The following is an 18,731-nucleotide window of genomic DNA, read 5'->3' on the forward strand; positions in this document are numbered from 1 at the left end:
ATGAATACAACAATACTAATTATCGGTGCAACATTCGGTGCGCTTTCTGTAATTCTTGGTGCTTTTGGAGCGCATGCATTCAAAAAATTCATGAATGATGAACAATTAAAGAATTATGAAACTGGCATCAAATATCAAATGTATCATGCCATTTTACTTATCATAATAGGATGTAATGCGCAACTGTTTAGTAATATAGATACACTTTCAATATTATTTACACTTGGTATTATTTTCTTTTCATTTAGTATTTATGGATTGACAATAACAAGTGCCTTAAATAAAAAATGGCGTTTTCTTGGACCAATCACTCCAATTGGTGGATTGTTACTTGTTGCTGGATGGATTTCGATAATTATAAATTTCATTTAATTCTAATTCATCTCATTTTAATATTTTACTTATTGCTTATTAGATTAATCTCAAGTAAACAAATCAACATTAATTTTTAAATTATAATCTTTCTAAAGTCAATGAATCCGTTTAGTTTATTTTCAAAATTAACGTATTTGTAGTTTTTTAAGTCAATCCTAACTCACAACAAACAATCGGTGTCGTTTTAAAGTTTTTATCAAACACAAATTATTCAATACTTAAATAAATTAAAAAAGAAAAATTTTCTTTATATTTTTTATACTTAATACAAGTAAGGTTTCGTTATTTAATTAAACTAAAAAATTATGAAAAACATATTCGGCACTTTATTTCTGGCTCTTTTTTTTAATCAGTTTGTTATTTCTCAGAATATAACTGATAAAATTTCTAACGACCCGTTATTTATTGAACTAATGGAAAATTCAGACAACTTTTATTTTTCAGATGTAAACACAAAAGAGTTTGAATTATCTAAAGAGTTTTTCAAAAAAGTAGATTCTGAAGAAATAGATATAAAAGACGATTTTGATTCAAATTTTGAAAGTTGGTTAAAAAACAATTTAAGTAAAACTTCTTTCAAATCAGTAAACGAAGGTGTTTTATTATTCAATAATTTAAATAAAACCATTGATTTAAATGATATATCAAGAAAAAAAATCGTTGAGAATTACAACTTATTAGTTGAAAAATACGGATATGATTCTTTTAGTGATTATTATAACAAATTATTATTTAAAAACATTGAATCTAAGTTGTTTAAGCTTGATTTGAATTGCGAACAAAAACTAGAATTTTTAGAGTACAATTCTTGGTCAGATTTTAAATTCGAGCTGTCTCTAGTTAAAGATAATTCTAAAAACGAACTAGCATCGAAAAAATTAAATAATAATTTAATGAATGGAGCATTTGTCTATGAGAACTGTATGAAAGTTCAATAATCATTTATAATATAATAATAAAAGCTTCCTGATTTAGGAAGCTTTTGTTATTCTGTCGGATTTTCAGCCTCAGGAAAAAGGATAATTTGTCCGTCTTCTTCAAGTCCTAAATTATTTTCATCAATTTCGTCTAAAATAATTTCTTTGATTTCTTCTTCAGGAAGTTCAAAAGGCAACGATTCTAACAAATTAATCAATTTGATTTTATCAGAAGTTAATTGATTTCCGATTGCTTTAATACCTTTTACAGCAATAAATTCTTCAAAGTTCAACTCCATATTTTCTTTCTGAATTCCTTTATTTTTAGCAAAGATAATTTCAGCCATCGGACGATAATCGGTTGAAACAATTTCTAATTTAGAATATGGATGCTCTGTAATTACAAACTCTTCTTTATTTTCGTTTTCAACCAAGAAACGTTTTACAAAGTATTTCGATTTTTCACCATCGTAATAAACAACAGAAATTGGTTTATTCGGAATCCATTTTTCTAAGACAATCATATCTTCATCAAAATGCGTGGTCAATTCAGGAATTATCGTTTTTACTTTAGCACTTTGCGTAATAATCAGTAAACGGTCTTCTGGTTTAAATTCACCAAGCAACTCCCCTCTTCCATCAACATTTAAACGACTTACTGTATCATCGAACCAAATTTTACGCGGACGTAAAGTAGAAATTCCTTTTTCTTTTAAATCGATTTTTTTGATTGAATATTTAGTTACTAAATTTCCTTTTGATGAACGTCCTTTGATTAAAAGCTCGGCAAAATCCAAATCGAATTTCAATTTCTTCACATTCGAAAGTTGACGTAATAAAATAGTTACAACCTCTGCTTCTCCGTTTGGATTCCATGAAAAATAAAGGACTTGCGAACCTGGTTTTTCTTGCGTTAAATCGTATTCTTTATCACGAGTAACACCCGAAACATTAAATCGTTTTACATACGAAGGTCCCGATTTTCCATCGCGATAAATCATATTGTAAATGGTACGTTTGTCGTTTTTATCGAAGACAGCAATGTGAATGATATCTTTACCAATGAATTTTTTATCATCCACTTTCGTAACCATCATTACACCGCTTCTCAAAAAGACAATGACATCATCGATATCCGAACAATCAGCAACATATTCGTCGCGTTTTAATCCAGTTCCGATAAATCCTTCTTCACGATTTACGTAAAGCTTGGTGTTTCGTAAAACTACTTTAGTAGCTTCAATAGTATCAAAACTTCTTAATTCGGTTTTACGTTCACGACCTTTTCCGTATTTTTCTTTTAAACGTGTAAAGAAATCAATCGTAAAATCGATAATATGTTCTAAATTGTATTTTACTTGTTCGATATCTCCTTCTAAAGCTTCAATTTTTTCTTGCGCTTTATCGATATCGAATTTAGAAATACGTTTGATTTTAATTTCGGTTAAACGTGTAATATCATCAACGGTTACCTCACGTTTTAAATGTTTGATAAATGGTTTTAAACCTTCGTCAATAGTTGTAATTACACCATCCCAAGTTTCTTCTTCTTCAATTCTACGATAGATTCGTTCTTCGATGAAAATTCGTTCTAACGATAAATAATGCCATTGTTCTTCTAACTCACCAAGTTCAATTTCTAGTTCGCGTTTTAATAATTGAACCGTACGTTCAGTCGAAACTCGAAGCATATTACTAACTCCGGTAAACAACGGTAGATTATTCTCAATTACGCAACCAAGTGGCGCCAACGACGTTTCGCAACCTGTGAAAGCATAAAGTGCATCGATTGTTTTATCTGGAGAAACACCAGCTGGTAAATGAATTAGAATTTCAACTTCTGCAGCCGTATTATCTTCAATTTTCTTGATTTTAATTTTTCCTTTCTCATTAGCTTTTAAGATACTATCAATCAAACTAGTTGTTGTAGTCGAAAAAGGAATTTGAGATATAACTAAAGTATTTTTATCTAACTGTGTGATTTTTGCACGAACACGAACTCGTCCGCCACGCATTCCATCGTTATAATTAGAAACATCTGCTATTCCTTGCGTTGGAAAATCTGGATATAATGTAAACGGTTTTCCTTTTAAATGTTTGATTGAAGCATCAATCAACTCATTAAAGTTATGAGGAAGAATTTTAGTCGATAATCCAACAGCAATACCTTCTCCACCTTGCGCTAATAACAACGGAAATTTTACAGGCAAATTAACCGGTTCATTTCTACGTCCGTCATAAGACAATTGCCAAGTGGTAATTTTTGGAGAATACAAAACGTCTAAAGCAAATTTGCTTAAACGTGCTTCGATATAACGAGAAGCAGCAGCTTCGTCACCTGTTAAAATATTTCCCCAGTTACCTTGCGTATCGATTAATAAATCTTTTTGACCTATTTGCACCATAGCGTCACCAATACTTTGGTCACCGTGTGGATGATACTGCATCGTATGTCCTACAATGTTTGCAACTTTGTTATAACGACCATCATCTAATTCTTTAATAGAATGCATAATGCGTCGTTGAACTGGTTTAAAACCGTCTTCAATAGCCGGAACCGCGCGTTCTAAGATTACATAAGAAGCATAATCCAAAAACCATTCTTTATACATACCTGTAACTTTCTTAATAGAATCGTTACCTATATCTTCTTGGTTATCGTAAAACTGACCTGATAATTCGTTTGTATCTGGTTGGTCGTTATAAATTGGTTCTAAATTTTCTTCTTCGTCCATTTATTTTTTTAGAAATAAAAGTTTAAATTTTACTCTATATTTTATTCTGATTCGATTAATTCAGCTTTCTTTTTTTCTTCAACTACATCCAACTCAACCTTAAGATTCTTAATAATAAAACCTTGGCGGTCCGGTGTATTTTTACCCATATAAAATTCTAAAAGCTGTTCAATGGAACTTGCTTTATCTAACATCACAGGGTCTAATCGAATATCCTGACCGATGAAATTAACAAACTCATCTGGAGAGATTTCTCCCAAACCTTTGAATCGGGTAATTTCTGGTTTTGGTTTTAGCTCTTCAATTGCTGCCACACGCTCTTCTTCTGAATAACAATAAATTGTTTTCTTTTTATTTCTTACTCTAAATAAAGGCGTTTGCAAAATATACAAATGTCCTTCTTTGATTAATTCAGGAAAAAATTGTAAAAAGAATGTAATCATCAACAAACGAATGTGCATTCCATCGACATCGGCATCAGTTGCTAAAACGATATTGTTATATCTTAAGTTTTCGTAGTCTTCTTCGATATCTAAAGCAGCTTGCAATAAGTTGAACTCTTCATTTTCATAAACAATCTTTTTAGTCATTCCATAAGAATTCAAAGGTTTTCCACGTAAAGAGAAAACAGCTTGAGTATTTACATCACGAGATTTTGTTATCGAACCTGATGCAGAATTACCTTCGGTGATAAACAACGTACTTTCAAGATATCTTGGGTTTTTGATGTCGGTTAAATGCACACGACAATCACGCAATTTTTTGTTGTGAAGACTTGCTTTTTTAGCACGGTCTTTAGCTAATTTTCGAATTCCAGATAATTCTTTACGTTCACGTTCTGCCTGAAGAATTTTCTTTAAAAGTGCTTCGGCAACTTCTGGATTTTTATGTAAAAAATTATCGAGATTATTTTTAATGAAATCGTTAATATATGTTCGAACAGATGGTGCATCGGGTCCCATTTCGGTTGAACCTAATTTTGTTTTGGTTTGTGATTCAAAAACAGGTTCTTCTACTTTAATAGATATAGCAGCTACAATTGATTTACGAATATCAGAAGCTTCAAAGTTTTTATTGTAAAACTCTTTCATCGTACGTACAACACCTTCTCTAAAAGCACTTAAATGCGTTCCGCCTTGTGTCGTATTTTGACCGTTAACAAAAGAATAATATTCTTCTGAATACTGAGATTTACTATGTGTTAGCGCAATTTCGATATCGTTACCCAACAAATGAATAATCGGATAAACCATATCTTCTTGATCGATATTTTCTTCTAATAAATCTTTTAAACCGTTATCAGAATAAAATTTCTCGCCATTAAAAATAATTGTTAATCCTGTGTTTAGGTAACAATAATTTTTAAGCATCTTTTCAATATATTCTTTACGATACTTATAGTTTTTAAAGATGGTATCATCTGCAGTAAAAGAAACTTTTGTTCCTTTACGACGCGTAGTTTCAACAACTTCTTCTTCAAGAACTAAATTACCCGCAGAAAATTCGGCACATTTTAATTGTCCGTCACGAACAGATTCGACACGAAAAAAATTAGAAAGTGCATTTACTGCTTTTGTACCAACACCGTTTAAACCTACTGATTTTTTAAAAGCTTTAGAATCATATTTACCTCCTGTATTCATTTTAGAAACAACGTCAACAACTTTTCCTAACGGAATTCCACGACCGTAATCGCGAATTGTTACCATGCGGTCTTTGATTGTAACCTCAATGGTTTTACCTGTTCCCATAACAAATTCATCGATACTATTATCGATAACTTCTTTAATAAGAATATAAATACCGTCATCTGGAGATGAACCATCACCTAATTTTCCAATGTACATTCCAGGACGCATACGAATATGTTCCTTCCAATCTAACGAGCGTATATTATCTTCGGTATATTGTGTTTGTTCTTGCATAAAAAGGATTTGGATTTTGTGCTAATTTAGTAATTTTTACAGACATTTAAAAGCCTTAGCTTATCTATAAATTTAAAATAATTTGGAAATTTTACTATTCTTTAAAATCAGAATATTCATTTGGAACAATAGAATTTCCATAAATTAAAGCGTAATTTTTAGTAAAAACCGCACCAAAATAAAGTATAATTGCAGAGTAATAAATCCACAATAATAATATTAAAATAGAACCTGCCGTACCATAAAGTGTAAACTTATCTGAATTTTCTAGATATTCACCTATAACCCATTTACCAATCATAAATAAAATAGCAGTAAATAAAGCACCGATAAAAGCATCCTTAAATTTAATAACCGCATCCGGAAGTTCCTTAAAAACATAAACGATAATAAAAGTTATGATTAGAAAAACTAAAAACGAATCTAAATAATCTGCAATTAACAACTTTTCAATATTGACAACCTTTGCTATTTTGTCGTACAATACATCAATAAATGAATCTATCAACAAAGAAACAGCTAGTATAAACCCAAACACAGCAATCATTGAAAATGAAAAAAATTGGTCAATTACTGCTTTAATCATTCCTTTTCTATTTTTGGCTTTAATTTTCCAAATATCATTAATCGAACTTTGAATTTCTCCAAACATTCCACTTGCAGAAAAAAGAAGCGTAATTACCCCAATTATTGTTTCAATGATTGAGGTCTTAGTTAATTTTGAATTATTGATTATTTCTTGAATCTGACTTGAAGCTTGGTTACCAACCATTCGATTTATTTGACGAAATAAATTTCCTGAAACTTCTTCTTCTCCAAGAAAATAACCTAAAAAAGTTATTAAAATAATTGCAAAAGATGGCAAAGCAAAAATGGTATAATATGTAAGAGAAGCACTAAATTTTAAACACTCTTCTTCAAAAAAATCGTTAACAGATTTAATAAAAAGCTTGTAAAATAGTTTATCTTTTAAATTCATCACTTTGTTTTAAAGCAATAAAATTACAATTTTATTTCAAAAGTTTTATTTAAAAAAAACACTAGAATCATTAAAATTAATTACATGGAAATTATAACTTAATGCAAAAAAAATAATCAATAAAAAAAATATCACTTCTTTAAATCGAAAAAGGAAATCTCAAAATAAAGAGATTTCCTTTTTTCATTTTTTTGACTACATTGTCTTTTTAATTCAAAGTGTTTTCAGAAGTGTTTTTCTTGGTTAATAAAATTCTAAAACAACGCCATTAAAGTCAAAAAATATATTTATATATTATAATAGTAAATTAATTCAAATATTTTTACAAGTAAATCAATCATTTTAATTATAAATAATAACTAATTAACACATGCAAATATCCATCCTTTAATACAGATTTAAAATACCCTATTTGTGGTATTTTTATAATATTTTTTCTATTTTTATCGCATAATAATTGTTTTTTACAAACACTTAAAAGAATAAGAAAAGTGGAGAAAATTAACACACAAAAATGGGATAATTTAGTCAAAGCACAAAAATCACAATCAAAAATTGACAATGAAATTAAAACTCCTGAACAAATACACAGTTATTTCTTTATTTTTGATTGCTACAATAATACTATTTTGTTTACAAATTCTTCTTTTGAAACTGTAACTGGTTATGAACCTAACGAATTAAGTCTTGATTTACTTCTTAAAATCATTCATCCTGACGATTTGAAATATTTCTTTGAATGTGAAGAAAGTTTTTTGGAATTCACGAATAAGCTTTCATTTAATGAACATTTTAAATATACACATTCATATTCTTATCGTATTAAAACAAAAAACGAAAGTTACATTCGGATTTTTCAGGAATGTCAAGCTTTAGAAGTAAATGAAAGTGGACATCTTACGAAGACTTTAGTAAATCATAAAAAAACTGAATATTCAGAAAAACCTGATACAAGAGATTTTAAAATTTATGATAAATCACAAAATTCATATATCGACGCTGAAAACAGGTACAATTTAACCAAACGTGAATTAGAAATTTTGAATTATATCAAAAATGGATTGAATAGTCAGCAAATTTCAGAAACATTGAATCTTAGTAAAAACACCATTCTGACTCATAGAAAGAATATTCTGAATAAAAGTAATAGTTCAAGCTTTATTGAACTTATAAAAAAATTAAGCTATGTGCATTAACATTTTGAACTTAATTATAAATCACATCGTAAACCGTGACTGTATTTCCTGAACCTGGAGTTCCGCTTTTACCTTGCGAAGTTACAACTAATTGTTTTTCATCTGGCGATAAAGCCATTCCAACAGGAAAAGAAGCTACATCAATTTCAAAAATCTTTTCCATTTTATTTGCATCGATAACAGCTATTTTACTGTCGTTATTTACACATGCAAAAATGTATTTATTATTTTTGGTCACATCGATGGTTCGAACTCCTGTTCCAAGTTTAACAGAATGCCAATCTTTAAAATTTAAAATCTTTTTGTCATCAATCTCAATATTAAATAATTCAATTAAATTGGCTCTTTGAACCATTCCAAATTTATTAGAACTCAAAAATAATTCATCTTTATTTATTACCAAATGACGTAAATTTAGATAAGAACCTGTAATGGTTCCAACCATTACTTGCTTATCAACATCAATTATTGCAATACCATTTCCCCCCATTTTAGCAACTAAAAGTTTTTTGCTATCTGGAGTAAAAATAGTGCCACGTAAACAATTACCGCATTCAGAATCTCGATTTGTATTTTCATCAAAATTCATAGCTAAACGATAATCAACCACAATATGAGCTTTATAGTTAAAATCCATCGGATTAGAACTTGAGATATCAATCAGAGCAACAGTATTATCTCCCCAATGTGTAACAGCAACAAATTTATTATCTGGTGAAGCAACAATCATTTTTGGAAGTGGACCCGTAGGAATTACACGAACAATTTCGTCTTTTTCGGTATCAATAATTGCAACAGCCGAAGGTGATTCTGCTTTTTCATCCCAATTTCTTCTATAATAAGTAACCCATAAATATTTTCCGTCGTGAGATAAACAACTTTCTACAGGTTTACCTAAAAAATGATTAAATTCTTTACGTTCTTGTTTGTATTTATAGTCAAAAACACTGGATTCATTGTTTTTAAATAAATAATTATTATCAACAGTAAATTTGTGTTTGATTTCTTTAATTTTATTTAAAGTCTTTGCATCAAAAACTACAGTTGTATAACCTTCTAATGAATTAATGTAAAACTTATTTCCGTCTTTTGTATAAGTAGCAGATTTTGGAGAATTAATTGCAGGTTCATAAACTGAATTTTCAGCTTTTGGATTCATCACTTTACTTTGAATAATTCTTTTGTTTATCAAAAATACAAACGAATCTTTTTCTATTAAATTAGATTGTTTGTTTTGATTTTCTGAAATCGAAATTGAATCAGTTTTTGACTCATTATTAACTAAGTTTACATCTTTACTAAAACAAGAAGTTAAGAAAATAAAAAATGTAGATGTAAGTGTTAGTAACATGTATCTTGTGGTATATTTTGATTTAATCTGAAAGGAATATTTTAATTTCATAAGTTTAGTTTGGTTGATCAAAAGTATAAAATATATTTTTAATATTCAAAATCAGAATATAACATTCTTATTCACAAATACATACAAAAAAAAGCCTAAACGATTGTTTAGACTTTTATATAGTTTCGAAGGATTATTAACCTAAAACCTCTTTTACTTTTTTACCAATTTCAGCTGGAGAATCTACTACGTGAATTCCACATTCGCGCATGATACGTTTTTTAGCTTCAGCAGTATCATCAGCACCACCAACAATTGCACCAGCGTGTCCCATTGTTCTACCTTTAGGCGCTGTTTCACCAGCGATAAAACCGATAACTGGTTTTTTGTTTCCGTTTTCTTTAATCCAACGAGCAGCATCAGCTTCTAATTGACCTCCGATTTCACCAATCATAATGATTGCTTCAGTCTCTGGATCATTCATTAATAATTCTACAGCTTCTTTTGTTGTCGTTCCGATGATTGGATCTCCACCAATACCAATAGCAGTTGTGATTCCTAATCCTTGTTTAACAACTTGATCAGCAGCTTCATATGTTAAAGTTCCTGATTTAGAAACAATTCCGATAGTACCTTTTTTGAAAACAAAACCTGGCATGATACCAACTTTAGCTTCTCCTGGAGTAATAACACCTGGACAGTTTGGTCCAACTAAAGTGCAATTTCTAGATTTTATATAGTCGTAAGCTTTTACCATATCAGCAACCGGAATACCTTCAGTGATACAGATAATTACTTTAATTCCAGCTTCTGCAGCTTCCATTATTGCATCAGCAGCAAATGCTGGCGGAACAAAAATAATTGAAGTATCTGCTTGAGCTTTTTCAACAGCATCTTTAACAGTGTTAAACACAGGACGATCTAAATGTAAAGTACCACCTTTTCCTGGTGTAACTCCACCTACTACATTTGTTCCATACTCAATCATTTGAGAAGCATGGAAGGTACCTTCACTACCTGTGAATCCTTGTACAATTATCTTTGAATCTTTATTTACTAAAACACTCATAATTTTTATTATTGTTTTTTGATTTATAAAACAAAAATAAGGTTTTGAAATTGATTATAAAATTTTTTTAGCTTAAAAAAATAGCAAATCTTCATTATTCTAATAATTGGCTCATTTGACAACCTTTATAGAGTTGGTTATCTTTAATCTGCCAAGTAGTAAAGAAAACAGCGAGTATCATTTCTTCATCAATATTCTCAAAAGTCCTAACAAAATAACTATATCGAATCATTATTCGATCATCATCTTCCATTACTTCTTGTACTTCAGCTCTTAATGAATAATAATTATGTTTTAATTCTTTAGATAAAGCTAACAGATCATTTAAATCTAAATTTAATAAACCTTTAGAACTATACCATTCCAATGTTACATCAGGATGCATAATTTCTAGGCAGTAACTTTTACTCAAAATTCCTGCAGATTCGTAAAATTTCACAACTAAATCTCTATTACTCATAATTTAAAAAATTATTTGATTAAGCGTTTTAAATAAGCAATTTGTTTTAATTTTTCTCTGTTTTCTTCAGCGGGAGTTCCGAAATATACTTTACTTGGTTCTAAACTTTTAGTAACACCAGATTGTGCTAAAACCGAAGCCTTTGTACCGATAGTAATTCCACTTATAATTCCAACTTGTCCCCAAAGAGTTACTTCATCTTCTATAACTACGCAACCAGCAATACCAACTTGGGATGCAATCAAACACATTTTTCCGATAACGGTATCATGTCCAATTTGAATTTGATTGTCTAATTTAGAACCTGCTCCAATTGTTGTATCACCAGTTACTCCTTTATCAATCGTACAAGAAGCTCCAATAGTTACATTATCCTCAATGACAACTCTACCACAAGAAATCAATTGATCAAAAAAGGTTTCTCTTTTTTTGTAATAAAAAGCATCTGCACCTAAAACAGTTCCTGAGTGTATAATGACATTATCTCCAATAATCGTATTGTCGTAAATAATAACATTAGCATGAATCAAACAATTTTTACCAATTGTAACATTATTTCCAATAATAACATTTGGTTGTAAGATAGTTCCTTCACCTATTTTAGCAGAAAGAGAAATTGCGTTTTCCAACTGCTGAAAAGGTCTAAAATAAGTAGATATTTTATTAAAATCTCTAAAAGGATCATCTGAAATTAAAAGTGCCTTACCTTCTGGACAAGTAACTTCTTTATTAATTAAAATTACAGAAGCATTTGAATTTAATGCTTTATCGTAATATTTAGGATGATCAACAAATACTATTTCTCCAGGCTGAACAACATGGATTTCATTTGATCCTAAAACTTCAAAATTAGGATCTCCAATATAATCGCAACCAATAATTTGAGCGATTGTTTCTAAATTATATGTTTTAGGAAAACGCATTAATTATTCTTTAATACGTTCCATGTATGCTCCTGTAGCAGTATCGATTTTAATTTTATCACCTTCGTTGATAAATAATGGTACGTTAACGTTTGCACCAGTTTCAACAGTTGCAGGTTTAGTAGCATTTGTTGCAGTATTTCCTTTAACTCCTGGTTCAGCATAAGTAACTTCAAGAATTACAGATGCTGGCATATCTACAGACAAAGGAGCTTCTGTTTCTGTATTAATTTGAATCATTACGTTAGTACCTTCTTTTAATAAATCCGGAGCATCAAGAGCGTTTCTGTCTAAAGTAATTTGTTCAAAAGTCTCCACATTCATAAAATGGAAATCGTTTCCTTCTGGATATAAGAATTGGAATGTATGTGTTTCAACTCGAACTACATCAATTTTATGTCCTGCAGAAAATGTATTTTCTAAAATTCTTCCGTTAGAAACACTTCGCATTTTAGTTCTTACGAAAGCTGGTCCTTTACCTGGTTTTACGTGTAAGAATTCAATAATTTTGTAAATATCGTTGTTGTATTTAATACATAATCCGTTTCTGATGTCTGCTGTACTTGCCATAATTTATTTGTTTGTTTTTTTTTATATTTTTTAATAAGCTCCTGTATAACCTTTCATAATTCCACGAGATGAACTTCTAATAAATTGAATGATTTCATCTCTTTCTGAAGTTGCTTCTAAATCTGCTTCTATTATACTTAAAGCTTGGGTTGTATTATAACTTTTTTGATACAAAATTCTATAAATATCTTGTATTTCGCGTATTTTCTCTGTTGAAAAACCTCTTCTTCTTAATCCAACAGAATTAATCCCGATGTAAGATAAAGGTTCTTTAGCAGCTTTTGTATATGGTGGAACATCTTTTCTTACTAAAGATCCTCCAGAAATCATTGCATGGTCACCAATAGTAATAAATTGATGAACGGCAGCTAAACCACCAATAACAGCAAAGTTTCCGATTTTCACATGGCCTGCTAATGCTACACCATTTACGATAATCGCATTATTACCTATTTCGCAATCGTGTGCAATATGAGCATAAGCCATGATTAAACAATTATTGCCAATAACCGTTTTACCTGAGGCAATTGTACCTCTATTAATCGTAACACATTCACGAATTGTAGTATTATCACCTATTATTGCTAAACTTTCTTCTCCGCCAAATTTTAAATCTTGAGGAACAGCAGATATTACGGCTCCTGGGAATATTGTGCAATTTTTTCCTATTCTTGCACCTTCCATAATCGTAACATTAGAACCGATCCAAGTTCCTTCTCCAATTTCAACATTATTATGAATTGTTGTAAATGGCTCAATAACAACATTTTTTGCTATTTTTGCACCAGGATGAACATATGCTAGAGGTTGATTCATCTTTATATTATTATTGTTAGTTTGTCTTTTTTACAATTTGAGCCATTAACTCAGCTTCTGCAGCAACTTTTCCATTTGCATATGCGATAGCTTGCATATGACAAATACCTCGTCTTATTGGAGATAATAAATCTAATTTAAAAATTAATGTATCACCAGGTGAAACTTTATTTTTAAATCTTACATTATCTATTTTCATAAAATAAGTAAGATAATTTTCTGGATCTGGTACGGTACTCAAAATTAAAATACCACCTGTTTGAGCCATTGCTTCTACAATTAAAACCCCAGGCATAACTGGAGCTCCAGGAAAATGCCCTTGAAAGAAATCTTCGTTCATGGTTACATTTTTCAACCCAACAACCTGAGTATCGTTCATTTCTAAAATTTTATCAACTAACAACATAGGATATCTATGAGGCAACATTGACATAATTTTAGTTACATCCATTAAAGGTTCTTTATTTAAATCAAAAGTTGGAATCTGATTTCTTTTTTCGTTTTTAATAATTTTAGACAATTTTTTTGCAAACATTGTATTTACAAAATGTCCTGGTTTGTTAGCAATAACTTTACCTCTGATTCTTGTTCCAACTAAAGCCAAATCTCCAATTACATCAAGTAATTTATGACGTGCAGCTTCATTAGGATAATGTAATGTTAAGTTGTCTAGAACTCCATTAGATTTTACCGTAATTTCATCTTTTCCAAAAGCTTTTTTAAGATTCTGTAAAGTTTCAGGAGAAATTTCTTTATCTACATAAACTATGGCATTATTTAGATCACCTCCTTTAATTAGGCCGTGAGCTAAAAGTGTTTCTAATTCATGTAAAAAACTAAAGGTACGTGCTTCAGAAATTTCAGTTTTAAAATCTGATATTGATTTTAATGTTGCATTTTGAGTTCCTAAAACTTTAGTTCCAAAATCAACCATTGCTGTAACTTGGTATTCATCAGCTGGCATAATGATGATTTCACTTCCTGTTCTTTCATCAGAAAAAGAAATAACTTCTTTTACAATATATTCATAACGTTCTGCATCTTGCTCAACGCAACCAACTTTTTCAACAGCTTCAACAAAATATTTTGAAGAACCATCCATAATTGGTGGTTCTGAAGCATTTAGCTCAATAATAACATTATCTAAATCACAACCAACCAAAGCCGCTAAAACGTGCTCTGTGGTATGTAAATTCACGCCTTTGTGTTCTAAATTTGTACCGCGTTCAGTAGAAACTACTAAATTAGCATCTGCCATAATAACAGGACAACCTTCTAAATCAACACGAACAAAAGTAAATCCATTATTAATTGGTGCAGGTTTTAAACTCATTGTAACCTGTTGTCCTGTATGCAAACCTACTCCTTGAATGGTAACATCTTGTACAATAGTCTTTTGCTTAGCCATATTTTTCATTCAATTTTTATACGAATATATCGTTTATTTTATTGTTTTTTTTAATTCGTAAAATTCATTTACAATTTTTGGTAAATTTTTAAAATGCACGTAAGATTTAGCAAAATCATTGTACCCCATTGCAGGTGAACCTTGGATTACATCGCCATCTTTTATACTTTTTCCAACACCTGTTTGTGCTTGAATTTTTACATGATTACCAATTGTTATGTGACCAACAATTCCAACTTGACCACCAATCACGCAATATTTCCCGATTTTGGTTGAACCCGCAACACCTGTTTGAGAAGCTATAACGGTATGTTCACCAATTTCTACATTATGTGCAATTTGAATTTGGTTATCTAACTTCACTCCTTTTCGGATAATTGTTGAACCTAAAGTTGCACGATCTATTGTTGTACAAGCACCAATTTCGACATTATCTTCAATAATTACATTTCCGATTTGTGGAACTTTTGAATATGAACCGTCTTCTTGTGGAGCAAATCCAAAACCATCTGAACCAATAATAGTTCCTGAGTGAATGATACAATTCTGACCAATTACAGATTCAGAATAAACTCTTGAACCAGCAAACAAAATGGTATTATCACCTATTACAACATTATCACCAATGAAAGAATTAGGATAAATTTTTACATTATTCCCGATTTTAGTATTTTTACCAATATAGCAAAAACTACCTAAGTACAAATCTTCTCCATAAGTAACATCTTCAGAAATAACACTTGGTTGTTCAATTCCTGATTTCATTAATTTTACTTGATTGTAATATTCTAAAACTTTTGAAAAAGCTTTATAAGCATCATCAACTTTAATTTGTGTAGCTGAAATTGGATGTTCTGGCACAAATGTTTTGTTAACAATTACAATCGAAGATTTAGTTTCATATATAAAAGCAGTATATTTTGGATTTGACAAAAAAGTAAGTGAACCTGGAGTTCCTTCTTCAATTTTTGCCAATGTTGAAACAGAAACGTTTTCGTCTCCAATTATTTCACCATTTAACACTTCTGCTATTTGAGCTGCTGTAATTTTCATATTTACAAAAATAATAAAATTATTGAATATTTTTAAAGTGTTATGTTTTTAGGATAACACACAAAATATTTCTTTACTGGCACGGACAATGCGGCCAAATTTGATTGATCTGACGCTTGTAAAACGTCAATTATTTCTTTGTTTTTAGTTAAAATTCGGATTGGTTCTGCATTTTTATCATATGCTTTATTTTTCATCATTCCTCCAAAAACAAAATATTCTAATTCTTGAGAATTCAACTGTAGTTGAACGTTTATTTGATCTTTATAAAATTTTAAAACATCATCTTGTTTATCTTCTTCAACATTCAAGATATGAAATAAATTTCGGTTTATGATGCTATTACTTAAAGTTGATAAAATAAAATCATCATGAAACTGCCAGTTTTTTAAAGCTCCAATAATATCAGAATCATCTAAAAGAGCAAACTTTTTTAAAGCTTCTTTATCAAAGTCAGCTTTATCAACATGATTGACTAAGAAAAAGTTTAATGCATCTGAACACCATAAATCGGTTCCGTTTTGAACCAATTCTTTTGCTCGTTTTAAAATTTTTGTCAAAATTATTTCTGCAACTACACTTGTTTTGTGCAAATAACATTGCCAATACATCAAACGACGACCTACTAAAAATTTTTCTACAGAGTAAATTCCCTTTTCTTCAACTACCAAATAATCATCATGAACATTTATCATTTGAATCAAACGTTCCGAATTAATATTTCCTTCTGCAACACCGCTATAAAAGCTATCTCTTTTAAGATAATCCATTCGGTCCATATCCATTTGACTAGATATCAATTGCAGTAAAAATTTACGGTGATAATTGCCTTTAAAAATTTCAATTGCTAAACTTAATTGGCCATTAAATTCTTCGTTTAAAGCGTTCATAAAAAACAATGAAATTTCTTCGTGATGCACATTTTCAACAATACTATTTTCCATGGCATGCGAAAAAGGACCATGACCAATATCATGAAGTAAAATAGCAATATATAAAGCATTTTCTTCTTCTTGAGAAATTTCAACATTCTTACTTTTCAAAACTTGAACAGCTTTTTGCATCATATGCATACAGCCCAAAGCATGATGAAATCTGGTATGAGTAGCTCCTGGATATACTAAATAAGACAATCCCATTTGATTGATTCTTCTCAATCGCTGAAAATACGGATGTTCAATCAAATCATATAACAATGAATTTGGGATTGATATAAATCCGTAAATAGGATCATTTAGTATTTTTAATTTGTTATAGGTAATCAAATTTTTTTTATTAGAAATAACGCACAAAGATAAGTATAAAATAAAAACAGCACTTAAAATTTTACTTAAAAGTGCTGTTTTCTTAATATTAATTTATTTTAATTTTTATTCAAAATCAATCTGAAAAGAATTGATGAAATTTATAGACTTTTCAATATCATAATGTAAAATTCTGTCTTCTTCAACAAAAGAAACTTCATCACGATAAGCTCCAACAAAACTCTCAATAAATTCGCTCGATTTTAAAGGTCTTCTAAATTCAAGAGCTTGAGAAGCATTCATTAATTCAATTGCCAAAATACGTTCTAAATTATCAACAATTCGCAAAGTTTTTGTAGCAGCATTCGCTCCCATACTTACGTGGTCTTCTTGCCCATTACTTGAAACAATACTGTCAATTGAAGCCGGAGTTGCCAATTGTTTATTTTGACTAACGATGCTTGCAGCTGTATATTGCGGAATCATAAATCCGGAATTCAATCCTGGTTCTTTTACTAAGAATGGAGGTAATCCTCTTAAACCTGAGATTAATTGATATGTTCTTCTTTCAGAAATATTTCCTAATTCAGCCATTGCTATTCCCAAGAAATCAAGAGCCAAAGCTAAAGGTTGACCATGGAAATTTCCTCCAGAAATGATGATATCTTCTTTATAGAAAACATTCGGATTATCTGTAACCGAATTTATTTCTGTTCTGAAAACTTTTTTAACATAATCTAACGCATCTTTAGAAGCTCCATGAACTTGTGGAATACAACGGAATGAATAAGGATCTTGCACATGTTCCTTTTGCTGTGCAATTAATTCGCTTCCATCTAAAATATCGTTATAAAATTGAGCCGTTACAATTTGACCTTTATGTGGACGAACCAAATGAATCAATTCATTAAATGGTTCAATTCTACCATCAAAACCTTCTAATGAAACTGCACCAATTAAGTCAGCTAAATAAGATAATTTCATCGATTTAATTACAACGTAAGCTCCATACGCACTCATAAATTGAGTTCCGTTTAGCAATGCCAATCCTTCTTTTGATTGAAGTACTATGGGTTCCCATCCAAATTTTTCAAGAACTTTTGAAGCAGGTTGTCTATAACCTTCAAAATAAACTTCACCTTCTCCTAATAATGGTAATGATAAATGTGCTAAAGGAGACAAATCACCCGAAGCTCCTAACGAACCTTGCTCGTAAACAATTGGTAAAACATCGTTATTGTAAAAATCAATTAAGCGTTCTACCGTTTTTAATTGCACTGCCGAATTTCCGAAGCTTAATGATTTAATTTTAAGAAATAACATTATCTTCACAATCTCATTCGGAACTTCAGAACCAGTTCCGCAAGCATGAGATTTCACAAGATTTTCTTGTAATTTAGATAAGTTTTCGTTTGAAATTTTTACGTTACATAAAGAACCAAATCCTGTGTTTATACCGTAAATCGGGTCTACAGAATTTTCCATTTTTGCATCTAAATATTTTCTGCAGTTTTCAATATTAGCAGAAGCTTCTTCAGATAAAGCAACTTTTTTGTTTTCTATTAAAATTGTATTTAGTTCTTCAATAGTAATTAAATCAGAACATATATAATGAATATTTTCCATCTTTTAAAGTTTGTTAATGCTTCAAAATTCATTAATAAAAAATTGAAATACAAACAAAACCTTTAAATAGTAATAAAAATTACACTTCTTTTA

Annotated in this window: 16 protein-coding genes; 3 read left to right on the forward strand and 13 right to left on the reverse strand. The window is 30.0% G+C overall.

Features of this window, described 5'->3' with window-relative positions:
• Both HW119_RS14080 and HW119_RS14085 read left to right on the forward strand, forming a co-directional pair.
• Entirely contained in the window at window positions 1-372 is a 372-nt protein-coding gene (locus HW119_RS14080) for a DUF423 domain-containing protein (protein ID WP_177765440.1), read from the forward strand.
• Window positions 373-680: 308 nt separating this feature from the next.
• Window positions 681-1,313 carry a hypothetical protein gene (locus tag HW119_RS14085; protein WP_177765442.1) on the forward strand — a complete coding sequence of 211 codons (633 nt, stop codon included), beginning with the start codon at window positions 681-683 and terminating at the stop codon, window positions 1,311-1,313.
• A 47-nt stretch (window positions 1,314-1,360) separates the two neighbouring features.
• Here HW119_RS14085 and HW119_RS14090 read toward each other — a convergent pair whose 3' ends face one another.
• The 3 genes from HW119_RS14090 to HW119_RS14100 form a co-directional block, all read right to left on the reverse strand.
• A complete protein-coding gene (locus HW119_RS14090; protein WP_177765443.1) occupies window positions 1,361-4,027 on the reverse strand; it encodes a DNA gyrase/topoisomerase IV subunit A in 2,667 nt (888 codons plus the stop codon).
• Window positions 4,028-4,068: 41 nt separating this feature from the next.
• Window positions 4,069-5,952, reverse strand: a complete 1,884-nt coding sequence (locus HW119_RS14095; RefSeq protein WP_177765445.1) for a DNA topoisomerase IV subunit B — start codon at window positions 5,950-5,952, stop codon at window positions 4,069-4,071.
• A 94-nt stretch (window positions 5,953-6,046) separates the two neighbouring features.
• The gene (locus tag HW119_RS14100; RefSeq protein WP_177765447.1) at window positions 6,047-6,931 is read right to left on the reverse strand and encodes a YihY/virulence factor BrkB family protein; all 885 of its coding nucleotides are present in this window, start codon (window positions 6,929-6,931) and stop codon (window positions 6,047-6,049) included.
• A 491-nt stretch (window positions 6,932-7,422) separates the two neighbouring features.
• On the opposite strand from HW119_RS14100, the gene HW119_RS14105 reads away from it, so the two are divergent.
• Window positions 7,423-8,127, forward strand: coding sequence for a LuxR C-terminal-related transcriptional regulator (locus HW119_RS14105; protein ID WP_177765449.1), 705 nt, complete (start codon window positions 7,423-7,425; stop codon window positions 8,125-8,127).
• A gap of 10 nt (window positions 8,128-8,137) precedes the next feature.
• On the opposite strand, the gene HW119_RS14110 is transcribed toward HW119_RS14105, so the two are convergent.
• The 10 genes from HW119_RS14110 to hutH all read right to left on the reverse strand — a co-directional run bounded on the left by HW119_RS14110 (window position 8,138) and on the right by hutH (window position 18,638).
• Window positions 8,138-9,529: a peptidoglycan-binding protein gene (locus tag HW119_RS14110; protein WP_177765451.1), complete on the reverse strand. Its 1,392-nt coding sequence runs from the start codon at window positions 9,527-9,529 to the stop codon at window positions 8,138-8,140.
• 136 nt (window positions 9,530-9,665) lie between these two features.
• The gene (gene sucD, locus HW119_RS14115; protein WP_177765453.1) at window positions 9,666-10,538 is read right to left on the reverse strand and encodes a succinate--CoA ligase subunit alpha; all 873 of its coding nucleotides are present in this window, start codon (window positions 10,536-10,538) and stop codon (window positions 9,666-9,668) included.
• 94 nt (window positions 10,539-10,632) lie between these two features.
• The gene (locus HW119_RS14120; RefSeq protein ID WP_177765455.1) at window positions 10,633-10,923 is read right to left on the reverse strand and encodes a nuclear transport factor 2 family protein; all 291 of its coding nucleotides are present in this window, start codon (window positions 10,921-10,923) and stop codon (window positions 10,633-10,635) included.
• Window positions 10,924-11,009: 86 nt separating this feature from the next.
• The gene (locus HW119_RS14125) at window positions 11,010-11,921 is read right to left on the reverse strand and encodes a UDP-3-O-(3-hydroxymyristoyl)glucosamine N-acyltransferase (protein ID WP_177765458.1); all 912 of its coding nucleotides are present in this window, start codon (window positions 11,919-11,921) and stop codon (window positions 11,010-11,012) included.
• Window positions 11,922-11,924: 3 nt separating this feature from the next.
• The gene (gene efp, locus HW119_RS14130) at window positions 11,925-12,491 is read right to left on the reverse strand and encodes an elongation factor P (RefSeq protein ID WP_177765460.1); all 567 of its coding nucleotides are present in this window, start codon (window positions 12,489-12,491) and stop codon (window positions 11,925-11,927) included.
• A 30-nt stretch (window positions 12,492-12,521) separates the two neighbouring features.
• On the reverse strand, window positions 12,522-13,307 hold the full coding sequence (lpxA, locus tag HW119_RS14135; protein WP_177765462.1) for an acyl-ACP--UDP-N-acetylglucosamine O-acyltransferase: 786 nt from the start codon (window positions 13,305-13,307) through the stop codon (window positions 12,522-12,524).
• Window positions 13,308-13,323: 16 nt separating this feature from the next.
• Window positions 13,324-14,715, reverse strand: coding sequence for a bifunctional UDP-3-O-[3-hydroxymyristoyl] N-acetylglucosamine deacetylase/3-hydroxyacyl-ACP dehydratase (locus HW119_RS14140; RefSeq protein WP_177765464.1), 1,392 nt, complete (start codon window positions 14,713-14,715; stop codon window positions 13,324-13,326).
• 33 nt (window positions 14,716-14,748) lie between these two features.
• Entirely contained in the window at window positions 14,749-15,768 is a 1,020-nt protein-coding gene (lpxD, locus tag HW119_RS14145; protein WP_177765466.1) for a UDP-3-O-(3-hydroxymyristoyl)glucosamine N-acyltransferase, read from the reverse strand.
• A 32-nt stretch (window positions 15,769-15,800) separates the two neighbouring features.
• Window positions 15,801-17,033 carry an HD domain-containing protein gene (locus HW119_RS14150; RefSeq protein ID WP_177765468.1) on the reverse strand — a complete coding sequence of 411 codons (1,233 nt, stop codon included), beginning with the start codon at window positions 17,031-17,033 and terminating at the stop codon, window positions 15,801-15,803.
• A 105-nt stretch (window positions 17,034-17,138) separates the two neighbouring features.
• The gene (gene hutH / locus HW119_RS14155) at window positions 17,139-18,638 is read right to left on the reverse strand and encodes a histidine ammonia-lyase (protein WP_177765470.1); all 1,500 of its coding nucleotides are present in this window, start codon (window positions 18,636-18,638) and stop codon (window positions 17,139-17,141) included.
• Between the last annotated feature and the right edge of the window lie 93 nt (window positions 18,639-18,731).

It is taken from the genome of Flavobacterium sp. I3-2 (assembly GCF_013389595.1).
GTDB lineage: Bacteria > Bacteroidota > Bacteroidia > Flavobacteriales > Flavobacteriaceae > Flavobacterium.